The organism is Pseudonocardia xinjiangensis (assembly GCF_050948425.1).
Lineage (GTDB): Bacteria > Actinomycetota > Actinomycetes > Mycobacteriales > Pseudonocardiaceae > Pseudonocardia > Pseudonocardia xinjiangensis.
This window is the reverse complement of the sequence record NZ_CP192009.1, coordinates 7,674,249-7,690,101: the sequence shown is the minus strand read 5'-3', so window position 1 is coordinate 7,690,101 and position 15,853 is coordinate 7,674,249. Positions and strand designations below refer to the sequence as shown.

18 protein-coding genes are annotated in these 15,853 nt (G+C 71.9%); 8 read left to right on the top strand and 10 right to left on the bottom strand.

What is annotated here, in order from left to right; all coding sequences use genetic code 11:
• Window positions 1–5 precede the first annotated feature (5 nt).
• The gene (locus tag ACQPZA_RS36405) at window positions 6–482 is read left to right on the top strand and encodes a cupin domain-containing protein (RefSeq protein ID WP_169399253.1); all 477 of its coding nucleotides are present in this window, start codon (window positions 6–8) and stop codon (window positions 480–482) included.
• A 10-nt stretch (window positions 483–492) separates the two neighbouring features.
• Here the strand turns inward: ACQPZA_RS36405 and ACQPZA_RS36400 are convergent, their stop codons facing one another.
• Window positions 493–1,740, bottom strand: a complete 1,248-nt coding sequence (locus ACQPZA_RS36400; RefSeq protein WP_433277054.1) for a flavin-dependent oxidoreductase — start codon at window positions 1,738–1,740, stop codon at window positions 493–495.
• 181 nt (window positions 1,741–1,921) lie between these two features.
• On the opposite strand from ACQPZA_RS36400, the gene ACQPZA_RS36395 reads away from it, so the two are divergent.
• From ACQPZA_RS36395 to pyrE, 3 genes are all read left to right on the top strand, one after another.
• Window positions 1,922–2,572, top strand: a complete 651-nt coding sequence (locus tag ACQPZA_RS36395) for a hypothetical protein (RefSeq protein WP_169399255.1) — start codon at window positions 1,922–1,924, stop codon at window positions 2,570–2,572.
• A 70-nt stretch (window positions 2,573–2,642) separates the two neighbouring features.
• Window positions 2,643–3,422, top strand: coding sequence for an SDR family NAD(P)-dependent oxidoreductase (locus ACQPZA_RS36390; protein WP_433277052.1), 780 nt, complete (start codon window positions 2,643–2,645; stop codon window positions 3,420–3,422).
• A 31-nt stretch (window positions 3,423–3,453) separates the two neighbouring features.
• Complete coding sequence (pyrE, locus tag ACQPZA_RS36385) at window positions 3,454–4,023, top strand: orotate phosphoribosyltransferase (RefSeq protein ID WP_433277050.1); 570 nt, start codon at window positions 3,454–3,456, stop codon at window positions 4,021–4,023.
• Between the two features lie 19 nt (window positions 4,024–4,042).
• On the opposite strand, the gene ACQPZA_RS36380 is transcribed toward pyrE, so the two are convergent.
• The 3 genes from ACQPZA_RS36380 to ACQPZA_RS36370 form a co-directional block, all read right to left on the bottom strand.
• The gene (locus ACQPZA_RS36380; protein WP_433277049.1) at window positions 4,043–5,044 is read right to left on the bottom strand and encodes a hypothetical protein; all 1,002 of its coding nucleotides are present in this window, start codon (window positions 5,042–5,044) and stop codon (window positions 4,043–4,045) included.
• Window positions 5,045–5,131: 87 nt separating this feature from the next.
• A complete protein-coding gene (locus tag ACQPZA_RS36375; RefSeq protein WP_433277047.1) occupies window positions 5,132–6,223 on the bottom strand; it encodes a DUF4142 domain-containing protein in 1,092 nt (363 codons plus the stop codon).
• Between the two features lie 53 nt (window positions 6,224–6,276).
• Window positions 6,277–7,605: a ferredoxin reductase family protein gene (locus ACQPZA_RS36370; RefSeq protein ID WP_433277045.1), complete on the bottom strand. Its 1,329-nt coding sequence runs from the start codon at window positions 7,603–7,605 to the stop codon at window positions 6,277–6,279.
• A 535-nt stretch (window positions 7,606–8,140) separates the two neighbouring features.
• Here ACQPZA_RS36370 and ACQPZA_RS36365 point away from each other — a divergent pair.
• The 3 genes from ACQPZA_RS36365 (at window position 8,141) to ACQPZA_RS36355 (ending at window position 10,710) form a co-directional block, all read left to right on the top strand.
• On the top strand, window positions 8,141–8,923 hold the full coding sequence (locus tag ACQPZA_RS36365; RefSeq protein ID WP_433277043.1) for a TrmH family RNA methyltransferase: 783 nt from the start codon (window positions 8,141–8,143) through the stop codon (window positions 8,921–8,923).
• Between the two features lie 104 nt (window positions 8,924–9,027).
• Window positions 9,028–9,837: an NAD(P)H-binding protein gene (locus tag ACQPZA_RS36360; RefSeq protein WP_433277041.1), complete on the top strand. Its 810-nt coding sequence runs from the start codon at window positions 9,028–9,030 to the stop codon at window positions 9,835–9,837.
• 183 nt (window positions 9,838–10,020) lie between these two features.
• On the top strand, window positions 10,021–10,710 hold the full coding sequence (locus tag ACQPZA_RS36355) for an HAD family hydrolase (protein ID WP_433277039.1): 690 nt from the start codon (window positions 10,021–10,023) through the stop codon (window positions 10,708–10,710).
• Window positions 10,711–10,731: 21 nt separating this feature from the next.
• Here the strand turns inward: ACQPZA_RS36355 and ACQPZA_RS36350 are convergent, their stop codons facing one another.
• Window positions 10,732–11,376, bottom strand: a complete 645-nt coding sequence (locus tag ACQPZA_RS36350; RefSeq protein WP_433277037.1) for a DJ-1/PfpI family protein — start codon at window positions 11,374–11,376, stop codon at window positions 10,732–10,734.
• Complete coding sequence (locus tag ACQPZA_RS36345) at window positions 11,373–12,371, bottom strand: GlxA family transcriptional regulator (protein WP_433277035.1); 999 nt, start codon at window positions 12,369–12,371, stop codon at window positions 11,373–11,375. Before ACQPZA_RS36345 ends, ACQPZA_RS36350 begins: the two co-directional genes overlap by 4 nt.
• Window positions 12,372–12,449: 78 nt before the next feature.
• Here ACQPZA_RS36345 and ACQPZA_RS36340 point away from each other — a divergent pair, with 78 nt between their 5' ends.
• Window positions 12,450–13,517 carry a glycoside hydrolase family 76 protein gene (locus ACQPZA_RS36340; RefSeq protein WP_433277033.1) on the top strand — a complete coding sequence of 356 codons (1,068 nt, stop codon included), beginning with the start codon at window positions 12,450–12,452 and terminating at the stop codon, window positions 13,515–13,517.
• An 18-nt stretch (window positions 13,518–13,535) separates the two neighbouring features.
• Here ACQPZA_RS36340 and ACQPZA_RS36335 read toward each other — a convergent pair whose 3' ends face one another.
• The 4 genes from ACQPZA_RS36335 to ACQPZA_RS36320 are packed head-to-tail and all read right to left on the bottom strand — an operon-like array spanning window position 13,536 to window position 15,769.
• On the bottom strand, window positions 13,536–14,234 hold the full coding sequence (locus ACQPZA_RS36335; protein WP_433277031.1) for a DedA family protein: 699 nt from the start codon (window positions 14,232–14,234) through the stop codon (window positions 13,536–13,538).
• A 48-nt stretch (window positions 14,235–14,282) separates the two neighbouring features.
• The gene (locus ACQPZA_RS36330) at window positions 14,283–14,927 is read right to left on the bottom strand and encodes a DedA family protein (protein WP_169397992.1); all 645 of its coding nucleotides are present in this window, start codon (window positions 14,925–14,927) and stop codon (window positions 14,283–14,285) included.
• Between the two features lie 27 nt (window positions 14,928–14,954).
• Entirely contained in the window at window positions 14,955–15,179 is a 225-nt protein-coding gene (locus ACQPZA_RS36325; RefSeq protein ID WP_169397993.1) for a hypothetical protein, read from the bottom strand.
• Window positions 15,180–15,184: 5 nt separating this feature from the next.
• The gene (locus ACQPZA_RS36320; protein ID WP_169397994.1) at window positions 15,185–15,769 is read right to left on the bottom strand and encodes a SigE family RNA polymerase sigma factor; all 585 of its coding nucleotides are present in this window, start codon (window positions 15,767–15,769) and stop codon (window positions 15,185–15,187) included.
• Between the last annotated feature and the right edge of the window lie 84 nt (window positions 15,770–15,853).

Genomic DNA, 15,853 nt, shown 5'->3' with positions numbered 1-15,853 from the left:
GCGACATGACCGGCGAGGAGATCGTGCTCGGCCCATTGCCCGCGGGCATCACGCTCGCGAACGAGGGCATGCAGAAGAAGGTGTGGAACGTGCTCGGCCACACCTACTCGATGAAGGCGGCGGGCGAGTCGAGCTTCGCGTTCGAGACGTTCGACCCGCCCGGTACCGGTGTGCCACCGCACGTCCATCCGACTCAGGACGAGCACATCTACGTTCTCGACGGCGTGTTCACCCTCTATCTCGACGGCCGGTGGGAGACCGCGGGGCCGGGCGACACGGTGCGGATGCCGCGGAACCTGCCGCACGCCTACTACAACCGCGGCGAGGAACCCACCCGAGGGCTGTTCTGGGTGAGCCCCGCGGGCCGCCTCGCCGAGCTGTTCGACAAGCTGCACAACCTCGAGGACCCGGCCGAGGTCGTGCGCGTGTCGGCCCTCTGCGGCGTGGACTTCCTTCCGCCGGGAACTGTGGAAGGGGCCTGAGCGGCTGCGCTCACGTCGTGGGCCGGTCGGCCTGCTGACCTGCGGATCCGGAGATCCGCGCGTAGCTGCTCACCACGGCCTCGAGCTCGGCGGCGTCGATCACGTCCTCCAGCCGGGAGAACCCGTCGGGCGCCCGGCGCTCGACCTCGTCGATCACGCTCTCCGGGCCGCCCACCCGGTTGCGGAGCACCACCTCGCTGGTGGCGGGCAGCCGGTCGTCCTCGTACGCGCGCAACGCGTCGGCGGGATCGGCGTGCTGCACCAGCCGGTGGCCGAGGCTCGTGGCATCGAGGATGGCCTGGCCCGCTCCGTTGGAGCCCATCGGGTACATGGGGTGGGCGGCGTCGCCCAGCAGCGTCACGCGTCCCCTGGTCCAGTGGGGCAGCGGGTCCCGGTCGCACATCGGGAACTCGAGACACTCCCCGGTGGCCCGGACGAGACCCACGTGGTCGACGTGCCGGACCCGGAACCGGTCGAGGTGCGGTTCCAGCTGGGCCGGGTCGGCGGCCCGTGACCAGTCCTGCCGCCCGGGCGGCGGGTCGCCGGGGCGCCCCGCCAGCACGCAGACCGCCCAGTTGGTGAGCCTGGTGCCCGGGGTTGCTCCCCGGCCGATCGGATAGATCACCAGCTTGGCGGCCGTGCCGCCGGCGATGATCATCGAGCGTCCGGTTCCGAACTCCGGCCAGTCGGTGGCTCCCCGCCACATGAGTACCCCGTTCCACCGGGGTGCGCCCTCGTCCGGGAACAGGATCGAGCGCACCGTCGAGTGGATGCCGTCGGCAGCCACCAGCACGTCACCGTGCACCGGTTCGAGGCTGTGGCCGTGCGGATCGACGAACCGCGCACGAACGCCGTCCGCGTCCTGGTCGAAGCCGACGAGACGGTGCCCGGTGCGCACCGCGTCGACCCCGAGTCGTTCGCGTATCGCTGCGAGCAGCACGCCCTGCAGCCGCCCCCGGTGGAACGAGAGCTGCGGAAACGCGAAGCCGGCGTCCGTGCCGCACGGTCTGCGGAGGATCTCGTGTCCCAGCCGGTGGGTGTAGAACAGCTCCTTGGTCCGGATCCCCACGTCGTCCAGCCGGTCGAGCAGCCCGAGTCCGGCGAGCTCCTCGACCGCGTGTGGCAACGCGTTGATCCCCACGCCCAGCTCGCGGATCTGCTCGCTCTGCTCGTGAACGACACAGTCGATGCCGTCGTGGTGCAGCCGTAGAGCGGTGGTGAGGCCCCCGATTCCCGCTCCGACGATGATGACTCGCATGACGGTTCCCCCCGTCCGACCGAGACCATCAGGATGACGCAGGTATCCGGATCACACCAAATGTCGGAACCGGCTGCGGGGGTGCTCCGGACTCACCCGGGAGGATGTACCGCCCGAACGAGGATCGTTCGGGTGATCGGGCGTCCGCGCACCTCGGCGACCATCGGTCTAGGCTCCCGCCGTGGGCCTCTCGTCGACGGTGTGGTTCGTCATCGCCGTGATCGCGCTGCTGCTCGGCGCCGCGCTGTTGTTCGCCGACCGCCGCGGCGGCCCCGGTGGGGCGAAGGACCGAAAGCGCTGGGCTGCGACGCACGGCTGGGAGTACCTCGACACCGATCCGGTGCTGCCGAGCCGGTGGCGCTACGGGACGATCCACCAGGGCGGTCCCGGTGTGGCGCGCAACCTGATGAGTGGTGACGTCCCCACGTCCGTCGGGCCGCGACACGCCTACGTGTTCGACCACGAGCAGGCAGGGCGGCTGAACTCCGTGCTGGTGGCGGTCCAGGTGCAGGACCAGCTGCCCGCCGCGGTGGAGCTGCGCCTGCCGTCGGCCCCGCTCCCGGACGACGCAGGGCTCGACCTGCTGGAGCCGGTCGGGGAGCGGTACGCGTTCGTGTCCGACGCCGATGCCGTGCGCCACCTCATCACGCCGCGCCTGGCGGAGGCCAGCGACCAGGTCGGCGACGACGTGGAGCTGCTGTGGGCCGAGGAGTCGTGGGTGCTCGCCACGGCTCCGCTGGGTTCCAGCTCGGAGCGGGTGCAGGACCTGCTCGCCGACCTCGCCGAGGTGGCCACCGTACTGGAGCAGTCGCTCGGCGTCGGGCGCCGCTGACCCGGTCTGCCCCACCCGTTTGCACGTATTCCGCCGAGATGTCCGGATAGTTCGCCGGTAGGCTCCCGGCGTGCCCACCGCCTTGATCACCGGTGCCACCTCGGGCATCGGGGCCGCCTTCGCGTCCCGTCTGGCGCGTGACGGCCGGGACCTCGTGCTCGTCGCGCGCGACCGGGAGCGGCTGGAGTCCGCGGCGGTCCGCCACCGGGCTGCCGGTGTGGCCGTCGAGGTGCTGCCTGCCGACCTGTCGGTCGCCGAGGAGCGCGACCGGGTCGCGGCGAGGCTGTCCGATGTGGACGCCGTGCCGGTGGACCTGCTGATCAACAACGCCGGTTACACGGCCTCCGCGAACGACGATCCGATCGCGGCGGGTGGCCCGGCGTTGCAGCGCCAGCTCGACGTCAACGTGACATCTGTGCTGAGACTGACCGTCGCCGCCGTGCCGGGCATGGTCGACAGGGGTCGCGGTGGCGTCATCAACGTCTCGAGCGTCGCCGGCTTCCTGCCCGGCCGCGGCTCCGTCTACGGCGCGGACAAGGCGTGGGTCACGTCCTTCACCGAAGCGGTGGCCGCCTCGCTCAGCGGCACCGGCGTCCGGGCGCTCGCGCTGTGCCCCGGCTTCGTCCGCACCGAGTTCCACCAGCGCGCCGGGATGGACGTCGGCACGCGGAGCGGTCCGTTCTGGCTCTCCGCGGAGAGCGTCGTCGAGGAGTGCCTGGCCGACCTGGCCAAGGGAAAGGTGGTGTCGGTGCCGAGCCCGCAGTACAAGGCGGTCGTCGCGCTCGTCGACCTGCTGCCCCGGTCGCTGGCGCGGCGTCTTCTGGCCCTCGGCGACCGACACCGCCAGTGAGGTCCGGTCCGCCGCTTGCCAGGATGACCGCATGAACGCAGACACCGAGCGCGACGAGCTGGCGGCACTGGTCCGTGACCTGGGAGTGGTGCACGGACACGTCACCCTGTCGTCCGGCGCCGAGGCCGAGTACTACGTCGACCTGCGCCGCGTCACGCTCGAGCACCGGGCCGCACCGCTGGTGGGCCGGCTGCTGCGGGTGCTCACCGCCGACTGGGAGTACTCCGCCGTGGGCGGTCTGACGCTCGGCGCCGACCCGGTGGCCGACGCCGTCCTGCACGCGGCGGCCGCCGAGCGCCTGGCCGTGCCCGAGATCCCACCGGTCGACGCGTTCGTGGTGCGCAAGGACATCAAGCAGCACGGCATGCAGCGGCTCATCGAGGGGCCGGACATCGCCGGGCGGCGGGTCCTCGTGGTGGAGGACACCTCCACCACCGGGGCATCCGTGCTGACGGCCGTGCGGGCGGTCCGGGAGGCCGGTGCCACGGTCGCCGGTGTCGCCACCGTGGTCGACCGCGACACCGGCGCTCGTGAGGCCATCGAGGCCGAGGACGTGCCCTACCGGGCGCTGCTCGGGCTGGCCGACCTCGGCCTCGCCTGAGCAGCGCCCGGCCGCAGGCTTACTTCACCGTGATGCGGACCACGTCGAACGCGGGAGTCTGGTTGGCCCGCTGCATCATCGGGAGGCGGTGCGATCCGTCGCCCGCCCACACCGCGCACTGTGCGGTGCCCGCGGTCGGCATGCCGGTCACGGTCACGGTCACGGTGTCCGGCTCGGCGCCGCCACCGTTGTCCTGAGTCGCGAGGAAGAACTCGGGCGCGGGCGCGGCGTCGGGCGCCACGTCCGTGCTGGAGAGCATCCGGCAGGCGGTGTGGAAGTGCCCGCGCTGCAGGCCCTCCGGCGTCAGGAACGAGCTCTCCAGGTAGTAACCACCCGCCGCGGCACCGAGGAACCGGTCACGCACCAGGTTGCGGGTGCTCACCGAGATCGTGAACTTCTCCTTGACGCCGACGCTGCGGGGCGCGTCCGTGATGAGCAGCGACGGGCTCTTGTCCTCCGACGCCACCTCGCCGAAGGAGGTGCTCACACAGCGGGGAGCGAGCTGGAAACCGTCGTGCGGCGGGAGCTGGCTCCCGGTGCAGTCGGTGCCGAGGACGTCGAGGCCGTTGTTGGCCGGCGGCGCGGGTTCGGCGTCCCCGTCGTCCCCGTTGTCACCACCGGCGCCCTCCTCGTCAGGGTCGGCGGAACCCTCGGATCCTCCCGCGTCGCCCGACCCGTTCGACCCGTTCTCGTCGTCGCCCTCCGGCTGGGCGGGAGCGGTGGTCTCGGGGGCATCCCCGGCGTCGTCGGACGGTTCGGTGGCGGGATCATCCGAGTTGTTACCGGCGGGCACGACGGGGCGCGTCTCGATCGGGGATCCGGAACCGTGGCCGCCGCCCGAACCGTGACCGCTTCCGGAGCCGTGGCCAGAGCTGCCCATCGAGACCCCGTTCCCGTTGTTCGGGGATCCGGCGTACGCGCTGTCGCACGCGGTGGGGAGGACGGTCACCACGATGGCGGCCGCGGAGATCGCCAGCTTGCGGGCCGTGCTCCGGCGTCGTTCGCTACTGGACGGGAACATACTGCTCCGTTTCGGGGTCGGGGAGCGGAAACCGGTGGCCGGGTGGCACAACCGGGATGGATCGGCGCTGACGCGGGGAGCGTGGAGCTAGCGCCGGAGTGAGTGGCGGGAACCCTTACGGCTGGTGAGCCGGTGGGATCCGGTGTCCGACACGGCCCGGTGCGATCCCGTCTCGGAAACGGCCCGGTGCGAACCGGTGTCGGAGACGGCCCGATGGGACCCGGTGTCGGACGCGCTGCGGTAGGACCCGGTGTCGGAGACGCTGCGGTAGGACCCCGACTCGGACACCGCGCGGTACGCCCCCGAGTCCGAGACCCTCCGGCGGGTGCCGGTGTCGGAGATCGTCGAGGTCCGGCCGGTACCGGCGGTGAAGCGTCCGGTGTCGGACAGGGTGTCGAGCCCCGACCCTATGGACGCCGTCGCCCGGGGAGCGGGGATCGCGGCGACGGCGGTGAGCTCGGGGATAGGCGCCGGAGCGCGCGGGACGGTGACCCGGTTTCGCCGCGCCGCGTTGCGACCCTTCATGGCGGCGAACAGCGCGATCGCGGCGAGCAGCGCGGCGACGAACACCAGGATCGGCACCAGGAGGTCGGTCGGGCCGGTGCCTCCGGACAGCAGACCCGGCGAGGCCTGCGGCAGCGCCGCGTAGTCGACGAGTCCGGTGCTCTCGAGGTACTGGATGTGCCGGCTGACGAACTCGTTGCCCGTGGTGGCGAACTGCCGGATCAGCTCGTTTCGGGTGCTGGCCCGCACCTGCGCGATGATGGGCAGGATGTTGCCGTGCGCCTCGCGCAGCCGCTGGACGAAGATCCTGTCGTAGTCGGAGCCGGTCTGCTGCGAGATCTCGTTCATCCACGCGACCTGCTGGCTGTTGGGGCTGCTGGGCAGCAGGACACCGAGCTGGTCGGCGACCTTGCGCACCTCCTGGTCGAGCGTGCCGTGCTCGCCGGAGATGTGCTTTCCGACCTCCTGGACCTCGGGGGAGCTCGCCTGCTGCTCGGCCTGCTGGCCCGTCGGCTGCTCCCACAGACCGGCCAGCCGGACCTTGACGAGCAGGTCGCGGTCGGCAGGTCCGAGCGGCCCGAACTGGGTCTGCGTCCAACCGCCGGTGCCGGGCGACCCCGACGCCCACGACTGGTACACCGACGCGGATACGGCGAGGATCACGGCGACGATCACCGCGCGACGGAGTATGCGGGGGATACTGCGGAGCATTGGTGCCTTCCTGACGTTCACACGAAGTCGAACTGTTCGGTGTGCACCCGGGCCGGTGTCACACCAAGGGGGTCGAGAGCGCTCATTGCGTCGGTGACCAGCGCAGGCGGGCCACAGATGAAGTAGTCGAGATCGTCGGGGTGCTCCGTGTTCGGGAGCACCATCGAGAGCAGGTCGGGACCGATATCGCCGGTGTGGCCGTCCCAGCCGTCGTGCGGACGGCGCAGCACCTCGGTGACCACGAGGTCGAGCTGGAAGCGCAGTTCCGCGAGCTCGTCACGGAACAGCAGGTCCTCCGGTGAGCTGGCCACGACGACCAGGCGGTACGGCCGCGGATCCCCGCGGTGCGCGGCCGTGCGCAGCATGCTCATCATGGGCGTGATCCCGACGCCGCCGGCGATCATCACGAAGCCGGCCGCCGCGCCGACGTCGTTGGTGAAGGCACCGTGCGGGCCGTCCACCCAGACCGGGGAGCCCGGCGGAAGGCGGCGCAGCGCGCGGGTGAAGTCCCCGGTGTGGCGGATCGTGAACTCGGTGGTGTCCAGGTGTGCGCTGGACGCGATGGTGAACGGGTGCTCCTCGGCGGCCACCGACCGCTCGAGACGGATCCATGCGAACTGGCCAGGAGCGAAGGCCCACGTCGTCGGCGGCCCCCCGTACCGCCGGCGCCTCGGCTCGAGCACGAGCGTGCTCACCGTGGCGTTCTCCCGGCGTACCTCGCGGACCAGGAACTCGGTGGACGGGTCGAACATGGGCCGCCATGCCCAGCGATATCCGAAGATCCCCACCACGAGGGCCGCGAGCATGCCGAAGAGGGTGCCGATCGCGGGCTCGGCCACGAGGTGGTCGAGCAACCACACGTGCAGTGCCGACAGCGTGATCACCGTGACTGCCAGCGCCACGTGCAGCCACCGCCACAGCTCGTAGGACAACCCGGTGCGGCTCTTCAGCACGGCCAGCCCGGCGAGTGCCGCGAGCGCGATGGTCGCTCCGGTGGCGGCTCGCGCGCGGTCGGGGGCGGTCTCGAAGTTCAGCAGCGTGATGTTGGACGGGTCTGCGGCGACCACGCAGGCGAGATGGGCGAAGACCAGCGCCGCGGTGACGACGCCGAGGAAGCGGTGGATGTCGATCACGCTCTCGATACCGAGGGCCCGGTTCAGGGAGCGGAGCCGGGACGGCAGTACCGCCGCACACACGAGCGCGGACAGCGCCAGCAACCCCGTCAGCACCGAGAGGTGGTCCCACAGCGGCTCGACCGGAGCGATCGAGAGCCACACGAGCGACGGCGCTCCGACGATCAGGCCGAAAACACTCAGCCACCCCGTGCGCACCCACCGCTGATCCATGCCGGGGACCGTAGGAGGCGGCGTCCCGCAGGGGTTGCGAAGCTGAGAGCACAGTGGGCCAGGAGTGACGCACGGCGCGACGAGTGGTCCGAGGATTACTCCGAATGTCTCATTTATTGGGCTGTTTGCCGTGTAACGCCTTCAGGTCCGGCGTCCAGAGAGGCCCGAAACGGGGGTCTCGCCACTCGCCGACGGCGCCCCACCGTACGAGGACAGGCGGCGCGGGCGAGCGGCGTCGGCGGTGCGCCGGACGGAGGGGGCTCCGGGGGCCGTGCATTCGAGCCCGGCAAGTCGTCCGTTCCCCGCGTCCCGGTCGTCCGAAACCTCCCTCCGACCGTTCGGCGCTCATTCCCGTTGGTGTCGCCCTCTGTCACACATCGCATGCTCTCCGTTACACACGAGTGCCCTGTGTCACCCGGCGGGCGCCCTCCGCAACACGCGAGCGCCATCCGTCACCCTGTGAGCGCCCTCCGTGACACCACGGGTCGTCGCACCAGCCACGTCGACGGACCCGGCGCGGGGGATGATTTCGGCCATGACCGAGGACGCGACCGCGCGGGCCGGGAACGAGCCCGGTCCGGGAGTGGTGGGCGCGGCGGCCGGGAACGGGCGACTCGACCACCCGGAACGGGCGACTCGCGGAGAGGAACCGGGCGACTCGCGGGAGGGGGTCGGGCCGAGCGAGTGGGGCGTGCCCGGACAGGTGGGGGTGGGGCCATGGCCGGGCGGGCGGGCGGCGTGGCCCCGGGACGAGCGGTACGACCCCGACCTGCTCGAGCACGGCGACGCGCGCAACGTCGTGGACGCCTATCGCTACTGGCGCCGTGAGGCGGTGGCCGCCGACCTCGCCCGGCGGGCCCACCCGTTCCATGTCGCGATCGAGAACTTCGGCCACGACCACAACATCGGCACGGTGGTGCGCACTGCCAACGCGTTCGCCGCGGCCGCCGTGCACATCGTCGGACGGCGGCGCTGGAACCGGCGCGGCGCGATGGTCACCGACCGCTATCAGACGCTCCACCATCACGAGGACGTCGGAGGGTTGGCCGCATTCGCCCGCGAGCGCGGACTGGCGGTCGTGGCCGTCGACAACACCGAGGGGGCGCAGCGGATCGAGACCGCCGCCATTCCCCGGCAGTGCGTACTGCTGTTCGGGCAGGAGGGCCCGGGCCTCACGCCGGGGGCCCGGGCCATCGCCGATCTTCTGGTCTCGATCGCGCAGTTCGGCTCCACCCGCTCGATCAACGCGGGCGTCGCCGCCGGGATCACCATGCACGCGTGGGTTCGGCAGCACGCCGACCTCGACACGGCCTGGTGAAGGCGCAAGCCCTCGACACCAGCGGCGCCCAGCTCAGCAGGGGCGAGAACTCCGTACGCTGTACTGCTATTTTCTGCGTACGCAGTACCAAGTAGGGGAGCGTCATGACGATCCTGGTGACAGGCGCGACGGGGAACATCGGCCGCAAGGTCGTCGACCACCTGCTGGCGCGCGGGGTCCGCGCGGTCCGCGCGCTCACGACGAACCCGGTCAAGGCGGCGCTGCCCACGGAGGTCGACGTCGCTGTGGGCTATCTGCGTAGGCCGGAGACCTTGCCTGCGGCGTTCGAGGGTGTCGAGGCGCTGTATCTGGCGCCGACCCCGGACACCGTGGAGGAGGTGCTCCGGCTGGCGCGCGAGGCGGGGGTGAAGCGGGTCGTCGATCTCTCCGGTGAGCACGAGAGCTGGTGGGGCGGCGTGGCGAAGGCGGTGGAGGCCTGCGGCCTGGCCTGGACACACCTCAGCCCGGGTGACTTCATGGAGAACACGCTGGAATGGGCACCGCAGATCATCGCGACGGACGCCGTCCGCGAGCCCTATCCGGAGGGCCGCAGCACCCCGATCGCGATGAGCGACATCGCGCACGTCGCGGCGGTGGCTCTGACCCGCAACGGGTACGAGGGCCGGTCGCTGTCCCTTACCGGCCCCGAGGTGCTGAGTCGTGTGGACCTGGCGCACCGGATCGGCGCGGCCCGCGGGAGGCCGGTGGAGTTCGTCCAGGTCACCCGGGACGAGGCCGTAGAGGCGCTCCGCCCGGGCATGGGCGCCAACGCGGAGTGGTACGTCGACACGATCCTCGAGGGCTCCGTCGACTGGCCCGCCGAGGTGCAGCCCACGGTGGAGCAGGTGACGGGCTCCCCCGCGACCACCTTCGCCCAGTGGGCGCAGCAGCACGCCGAAGCCTTCCGCGGATAGCCCGACAGCCCACCATCGGATGCCCGCGAGATGCCGGCTCAGCAGGGAGGAAGTGGCGCCAGCACCTAGCGCCATGCACGCCTGGATCCGGCAGCACGCGGACCTGTCGGGCGCATGGTGAGGGCGGGGGCGACGCCGGAAAACCGGACGGAGATCGGCTCGGCCGGTACCTAGACTCCGGTCGTGAACAGCCGCCAGACCCTCGTCTTCGACGCCGACGACACGCTCTGGGAGAACAACGTCCTGTTCGAGCGGGTGATCGACGCCTACCTCGACTGGCTGGCCCATCCCACGCTCGACCGGGTGGCCACCCGCGCCGTGCTCGACGAGGTGGAGCGGGCGAACGTCGCCGTGCACGGCTACGGCAGCGCGAGCTTCCTGCGCAGCCTCGGCGACGCCTTCGAGCGCCTCAACCGGCGCCCCGTTACGGCGGCGGAGGCCGCGCGGATCGAGGATCTGGCCGCGGCTCTGGTCAACCACGAGGTGGAGCTCGTGCCGGGGGTGGCCGAGACGCTCGCCGAGCTCGGCACCCGGCACGACCTTCTCCTGCTCACCAAGGGCGACCAGGCCGAGCAGCAGCGCAAGATCGACGCGTCGAACCTCGCCCACCACTTCCGCAGCACCCACATCGTGGCGGAGAAGCACGTGGCGGCCTACGAGGAGCTGGTCGTGGAGCACGGGCTCGTCCCGGCGACGACGTGGATGATCGGCAACTCGCCGCGCTCGGACATCCTGCCCGCGCGGGCTGCCGGTCTGGGCGCGGTGTTCATCCCGAACCGGTACACGTGGGTGCTCGAGCACGACGAGCTCGACCCCGACGACCACGGTGTGCTGCACCTGCGGCGGTTCCCGGAGCTCGTCGAGCACTTCTGACGGGCACCCGAGACCGGGTGCTCAGGCCCGCACCCGGCGGTGCTCGTGCACCCGTTCCATCACCGCGGGGCTGACCCGGCTCGGGTGGCCGGCGTCGAACGGCGGCTGCGGGTCGTACTCGATGAACACCTGTGCGGCCTGGGCTGCCACGTCGTCGACGAGCAGTGCGACGAGCCGGATCGCCATGTCGATGCCGGACGACACCCCGGCCGCGGTGATCAGGCGCTCGGGCAGGTGCTCCACCACCCGCTGCGTCACGGGCACCGCTCCGAGCTTCTCCAGGTGCTCCATGGCGATCCAGTGGGTGGTGGCCGTCAGGCCGTCGAGCAGCCCGGCGGCGGCGAGCATGAGGGAGCCGCTGCACACCGACGTGGTGAAGCGGGTGCCGGTGTGGGCCGTCCTGATCCAGTCGAGGTACGGGCCGGCCTGCAGCAGGTCACGCGAGCCGATCCCGCCCGGCACGACGACGACGTCCGGCGTGGGCACCTCGTCGAGGGTCGCGTCGACGGTGAGGCCGAGGAAGCCGTTCTCGGTGCGGATCTCGCCCCGCCGTTCGCCGACGAACACGACGTCGATGGCGGGCACGCGCTGCAGCACCTCGTACGGCCCGATCGCGTCGAGCGCCGTCATGCGGGGGTACAGCGGGATGGCGACCTGCATGGTCATGTCCTCTCGTCGGTGCTGGCTGTCGTGGTGGCGAAGTGCCGCCGGTAGCGGTCGGGGGCGACGCCGAGGCGGCGCACGAACGCCCGGCGCATCGTCTCGGCGGTGCCGAACCCCGTACGGGCCGCTGCGACGGTGACGAGCACGGGTTCGGACTCCAGCAACCGCTTGGCGGCGTCGACGCGGACCTGCTCGACGTAGTCGCCCGGCGGGGTGCCGAGCGCGCGGGTGAACTCGCGGCTGAAGTGGCGCTCGCTCATGCCCACCCGCGCGGCGAGGATCGGCACCCGCAGGTCGGCAGCCGGGTCGCCGTGGATCAGGTCCTGCGCGGCGCGGATCGAGGGCTGCCGGGCGGGCGGTGACCAGACCGGTGCGGCGAACTGGCTCTGCCCTCCTGGTCTGCGCAGGAACACCACGAGCTCGCGGGCGATGAGCTGCGCGACGTCGACACCGTGGTCGGCCTCGACGAGAGCGAGGGCGAGATCCACCCCCGCGGTGACGCCCGCGGCCGTCCAGATGCGTCCTTGCCGCAGGTAGATGGGATCGGGCCGGACGTCGACGGCCGGGTACGCGGTGGCGAGCGCGGGCGCGTGGCGCCAGTGGGTGGTGGCCGAGATGTTGTCGAGCAGCCCCGCGGCGGCGAGCGGGAACGCCCCGGTGCACACCGAGACGACCCGCGCCGCGCGCGGGGCCGCCCGCCGCAGCCAGCAGGCGAGGGGATGGCCGGCTGTCATGGCACGCGCTCCTGACCCCCCAGGAACCAGGAGCGTGCCGATCTCCCCTGTCTCCGGCAGCGGAGCATCCACGCACATCCGCATGCCGCTGTCGGCCGTGACGGTCCCGGGCGTCTGTGCCACGAAGGTGACGCGGTACCGCGGCTCCGCCGAGCCGATGTGGTCGAGCACCCGGTTGGCGCCCATGAGGACCTCGTGCGGACCCGTGGCGTCGAGCGGCTGGATGCCGTCGAAGAGGGGGACGACGACCTCGTGGGTGGCCATGTGTCCACGGTGACGGCGTCACATGATGGCGTCAACGACATGGATCCCACCGATTCGGCCATCAGGCAGACTGGCTCGGTGGCTGCCGCTGAGGTCGACTGGTCGGAACGGGCGGGTATCGCCGAGCGGGCGGTCGTCCGCCGCCACCTACGACGGATCGCCGGCGTGGTGCCGGGCACCCGCATCGGACGCATCCGGTGGCCGCGCCCGCTGCCCTCGTCGCCGGTGCCCTGGCACTACTGGTGGCAGGCGCATCTGCTGGACTGCATGATCGACGCCCAGCTGCGCTCGCCGGAGCGCCGGCGGGCCCACGCGATCGGGGCGCTGGTCCGGGGTGTGCGGCTGCACAATGCCGGCTCGTGGCTCAACCGCTACTACGACGACATCGCCTGGCTCGGTCTCGCGGTGCAACGCGCCGGGATCCTCGCAGGCCGCTCCGGTCCGTCGGCGCTCGCCGCGATCACCAACCGGCTCCACGACGGCTGGACGGAGGGCGGGGGCGGGGGCATCTGGTGGCGGCGTGACGACGACTTCAAGAACGCCCCGGCCAACGGCCCCGCGGCGATCCTGCTGGCCCGGGACGGGCAGTCGGCCTTCGCGGCGGCCATCGCCGACTGGATGGCCGAGACGCTGATCGATCCCGACTCCGGCCTGGTCCGGGACGGCGTCCGGGTGGCACCCGACGGGAGCATCCGCGCCGTCGAGCCGTACATCTACACCTACTGCCAGGGCGTGCACCTCGGCGCCTGCGTCGAGCTGGCCGAACGGGACGGCCACCACCGTTTCACCGACCGCGCGATGGCGATCGTCGACGCCATGACGCACCGGCTGGCCGACTCCCGTGGCGTGCTGCCCGGCTCCGGTGGTGGGGACGGGGGCCTCTTCGCCGGGATCACGGCCCGCTATCTCGCCGACGCCGCGCTGCGCATGCCCGAGCTGGCCGGTGCGGCGACGCGGATCGTGACGGCGGGCGCCACCGCGGTGTGGAACGGCCGGGCGGAGGTCCGTGGGGGGCCCGTGTTCTCCGCGGAGTGGGGCAGGCCGGCCATGCATCCCGGGCGGGGGGTGCCGGAGGCCGATCTGTCGGTGCAGCTGTCGGGTTGGATGCTGCTGGAGGCCGCGGCCAGGCTGCAGCGGGCGGGCTGAGCTGCGGAAACCGGGATCTCAGCCGGCGTCGCGCAGGTCCTGCTCCTCCGGCGGCTCACCCGGTTCGGCGGAGGGGTCGTCGATCGGCCTGCGCATCTCCTGCCGGTAGCGGTAGAGCCCGTAGCCCGTGCCGAGCACGAAGAACGCGATCGCGGCCACGGCCGTGGCGGTCTTGAGCCACGGCACGACGTCGAGCAGCCCTGCGCCGTAGTAGCCGAGCATGATCAGCGTGGGCACCCAGAGGACCGCGCCGACGGCGTTGGCGACGATGTAGCGCCGGTTGTCCATGCGGGCGGCGCCGGCGATCATCGGCGCGAGCGTGCGTACCCAGGGCACCCACCGGGCCACGACGATGGCCCAGAACCCCCAGCGCTCGAAGAACCCCGCCGCCCGCGCCAGGTTGGTGCGGTTGAGGATGCGGCCGTCGCGGCGGGCGAGCATGCGGGTGCCGGCGTACCGGCCGACGAGGTAACCCACCTGGTTGCCGCCCACGGCGACGATGCTGGCCACCAGCCCGAGCGCCCAGGCACTGGCCTCGTGATGGCCCTGCGCCAGCACCACGCCCGCGGCCAGCAGCAGCGTGTCGCCGGGCAGGAACATCCCGACGATGAGCGCGCATTCGAAGAACACGAACGCGAGAACGATGACCCACACCGTCACCGGACCGGCCTCGGCGAGAGGCCCGACGGCCAGGTGCAGGACAGGTGCGCTGCTCACGGGGCTCCAGGGTAGGTACCTCTGGGGTCGCGCGCGTGCGGAGCGCTGTTACCTGGCGTGCGCTCCGCCGGAGCGGCGGGCGCGCACCACCTCGAAGAGGATCGGCAGCACCGACACCAGCACGATCACGATCAGCATCAGCTCGATGTGGTCGCGCACGAACGTGAACTGGCCGAGCCAGAAGCCCAGCACCGTGACACCCGCGGCCCAGGCGACGCCGCCGATGAGCGAGTAGGTGAAGTAGCGCTTCGGCTCCATCTGGCCGACGCCCGCCATCACCGTGATGAAGGTGCGCACCACCGGCACGAAGCGGCCGAGCACGATGGCCCGGTTGCCGTACTTGTCGAAGAAGTCCTGCGTCTTGCGCACGTGTTGCGGCTTGAACAGCTTCGACTTCGGCTTGTCGAACACGGCCGGCCCGGCCTTGCGTCCGATCCAGTAGCCCGATGCGTTGCCCGCGAGGGCTGCGACCACGAGGATCGCGCAGACCAGCCACAACGGGGCCTCGATCGAGCCCTGCGCGACGAAGAGGCCGCCGGTGAACAGCAGGGAGTCACCCGGCAGGAAGAACCCGAGCAGCAGCCCGCACTCGGCGAACACGATGAGTGCCAGCCCGACCAGCGCCCACGGGCCGAGCCAGGAGATGATCGTATCCGGCTGGAGCCACTCGGGGCCGAGCGCAAGTTCATGCACGGCCGCGACGGTACCGGGTGGGGGCGGTCACCCCGGACCGGGGAGCACTCCCGGAGCGAGCAGCGAGAGCAGCGCGAGTGCCACGCCGAGCACCACGCCGCCGAGCAGCGCGATCAGCAAGGCGATCCGTACGTCCGGGCCGGCCACCGGCGCCGGCCGCACCGCGCGGGGAACGCCGGCGCGACCCGCGCCCGTCGCCCTGGCGCGCAGTGCCTCGGCGACCCGGCGCTCGGAATCGTCGCTGCTGCTCACGGACGTCATCGTGCCCCACCGCCGCTCATCACGCGCGCGACGGCCTCCAGTGCCCGGCTCGCCGTCGATTTCACGGTGCCGCGGCTGATGCCGGTGGCGTCGGCGATCTCGGCCTCGGAGAGCCCGCCGTAGTAGCGCAGCACCAGCACCTCGCGCTGCCGGGGCGGCAACGTGGAGAGGGCGTCCACCACCGCCTGGTGCTCGGCGGACAGCATGGCGAGCGACTCGGCGGAGCGGGCGTTCACCTGGTGCGGCGGGACGTAGTCGCGCGCCGTACGCCGCCGGCGCAGCACCGACCGCGAGCCGTTGACCACGGCCGTACGCAGGTAACCGACGGCAGCCGCCTCGTCGCGCAGCCCCGACCAGTGCCGGTGCAGCCCGGTGAACGCCTCCTGGACGACGTCCTCCGCCGTGCTCGGGTCGTCGACCAGGAGCACGGCCAGGCGCACCATGCGCATGCGGTGGTCGCGGTAGAGGTCCGAGAGAGTCCGCGGGGCACCCGGAGCAGGGGGCGGCTCGGGGCGGGTGTCGATGCGCCGCAGCCTGCTCAGCGTCTGCTCGACGGCGTTCTCCCCACCGTCGCGGATCATGCGCTGCAGCTTAATGGTGGGGCAGTTGTCCGCCGACGGGGACGTCGCAGTCCGAGTGCGGGATACTGCGGGCCGGAGAACGAG

Excerpts from the sequence above, each read along its gene's own strand:
- ACQPZA_RS36320 (WP_169397994.1), bottom strand. The coding sequence starts at position 15,769 with ATGATCCGCGACGGTGGGGAGAACGCCGTCGAGCAGACGCTGAGCAGG.
- ACQPZA_RS36350 (WP_433277037.1), bottom strand. The coding sequence starts at position 11,376 with ATGACCATGCAGGTCGCCATCCCGCTGTACCCCCGCATGACGGCGCTC.
- ACQPZA_RS36380 (WP_433277049.1), bottom strand. The coding sequence starts at position 5,044 with ATGTTCCCGTCCAGTAGCGAACGACGCCGGAGCACGGCCCGCAAGCTG.
- ACQPZA_RS36405 (WP_169399253.1), top strand. The coding sequence starts at position 6 with ATGACCGGCGAGGAGATCGTGCTCGGCCCATTGCCCGCGGGCATCACG.
- ACQPZA_RS36370 (WP_433277045.1), bottom strand. The coding sequence starts at position 7,605 with ATGGATCAGCGGTGGGTGCGCACGGGGTGGCTGAGTGTTTTCGGCCTG.
- ACQPZA_RS36400 (WP_433277054.1), bottom strand. The coding sequence starts at position 1,740 with ATGCGAGTCATCATCGTCGGAGCGGGAATCGGGGGCCTCACCACCGCT.
- ACQPZA_RS36365 (WP_433277043.1), top strand. The coding sequence starts at position 8,141 with ATGACCGAGGACGCGACCGCGCGGGCCGGGAACGAGCCCGGTCCGGGA.
- ACQPZA_RS36345 (WP_433277035.1), bottom strand. The coding sequence starts at position 12,371 with ATGGCCACCCACGAGGTCGTCGTCCCCCTCTTCGACGGCATCCAGCCG.
- ACQPZA_RS36360 (WP_433277041.1), top strand. The coding sequence starts at position 9,028 with ATGACGATCCTGGTGACAGGCGCGACGGGGAACATCGGCCGCAAGGTC.
- pyrE (WP_433277050.1), top strand. The coding sequence starts at position 3,454 with ATGAACGCAGACACCGAGCGCGACGAGCTGGCGGCACTGGTCCGTGAC.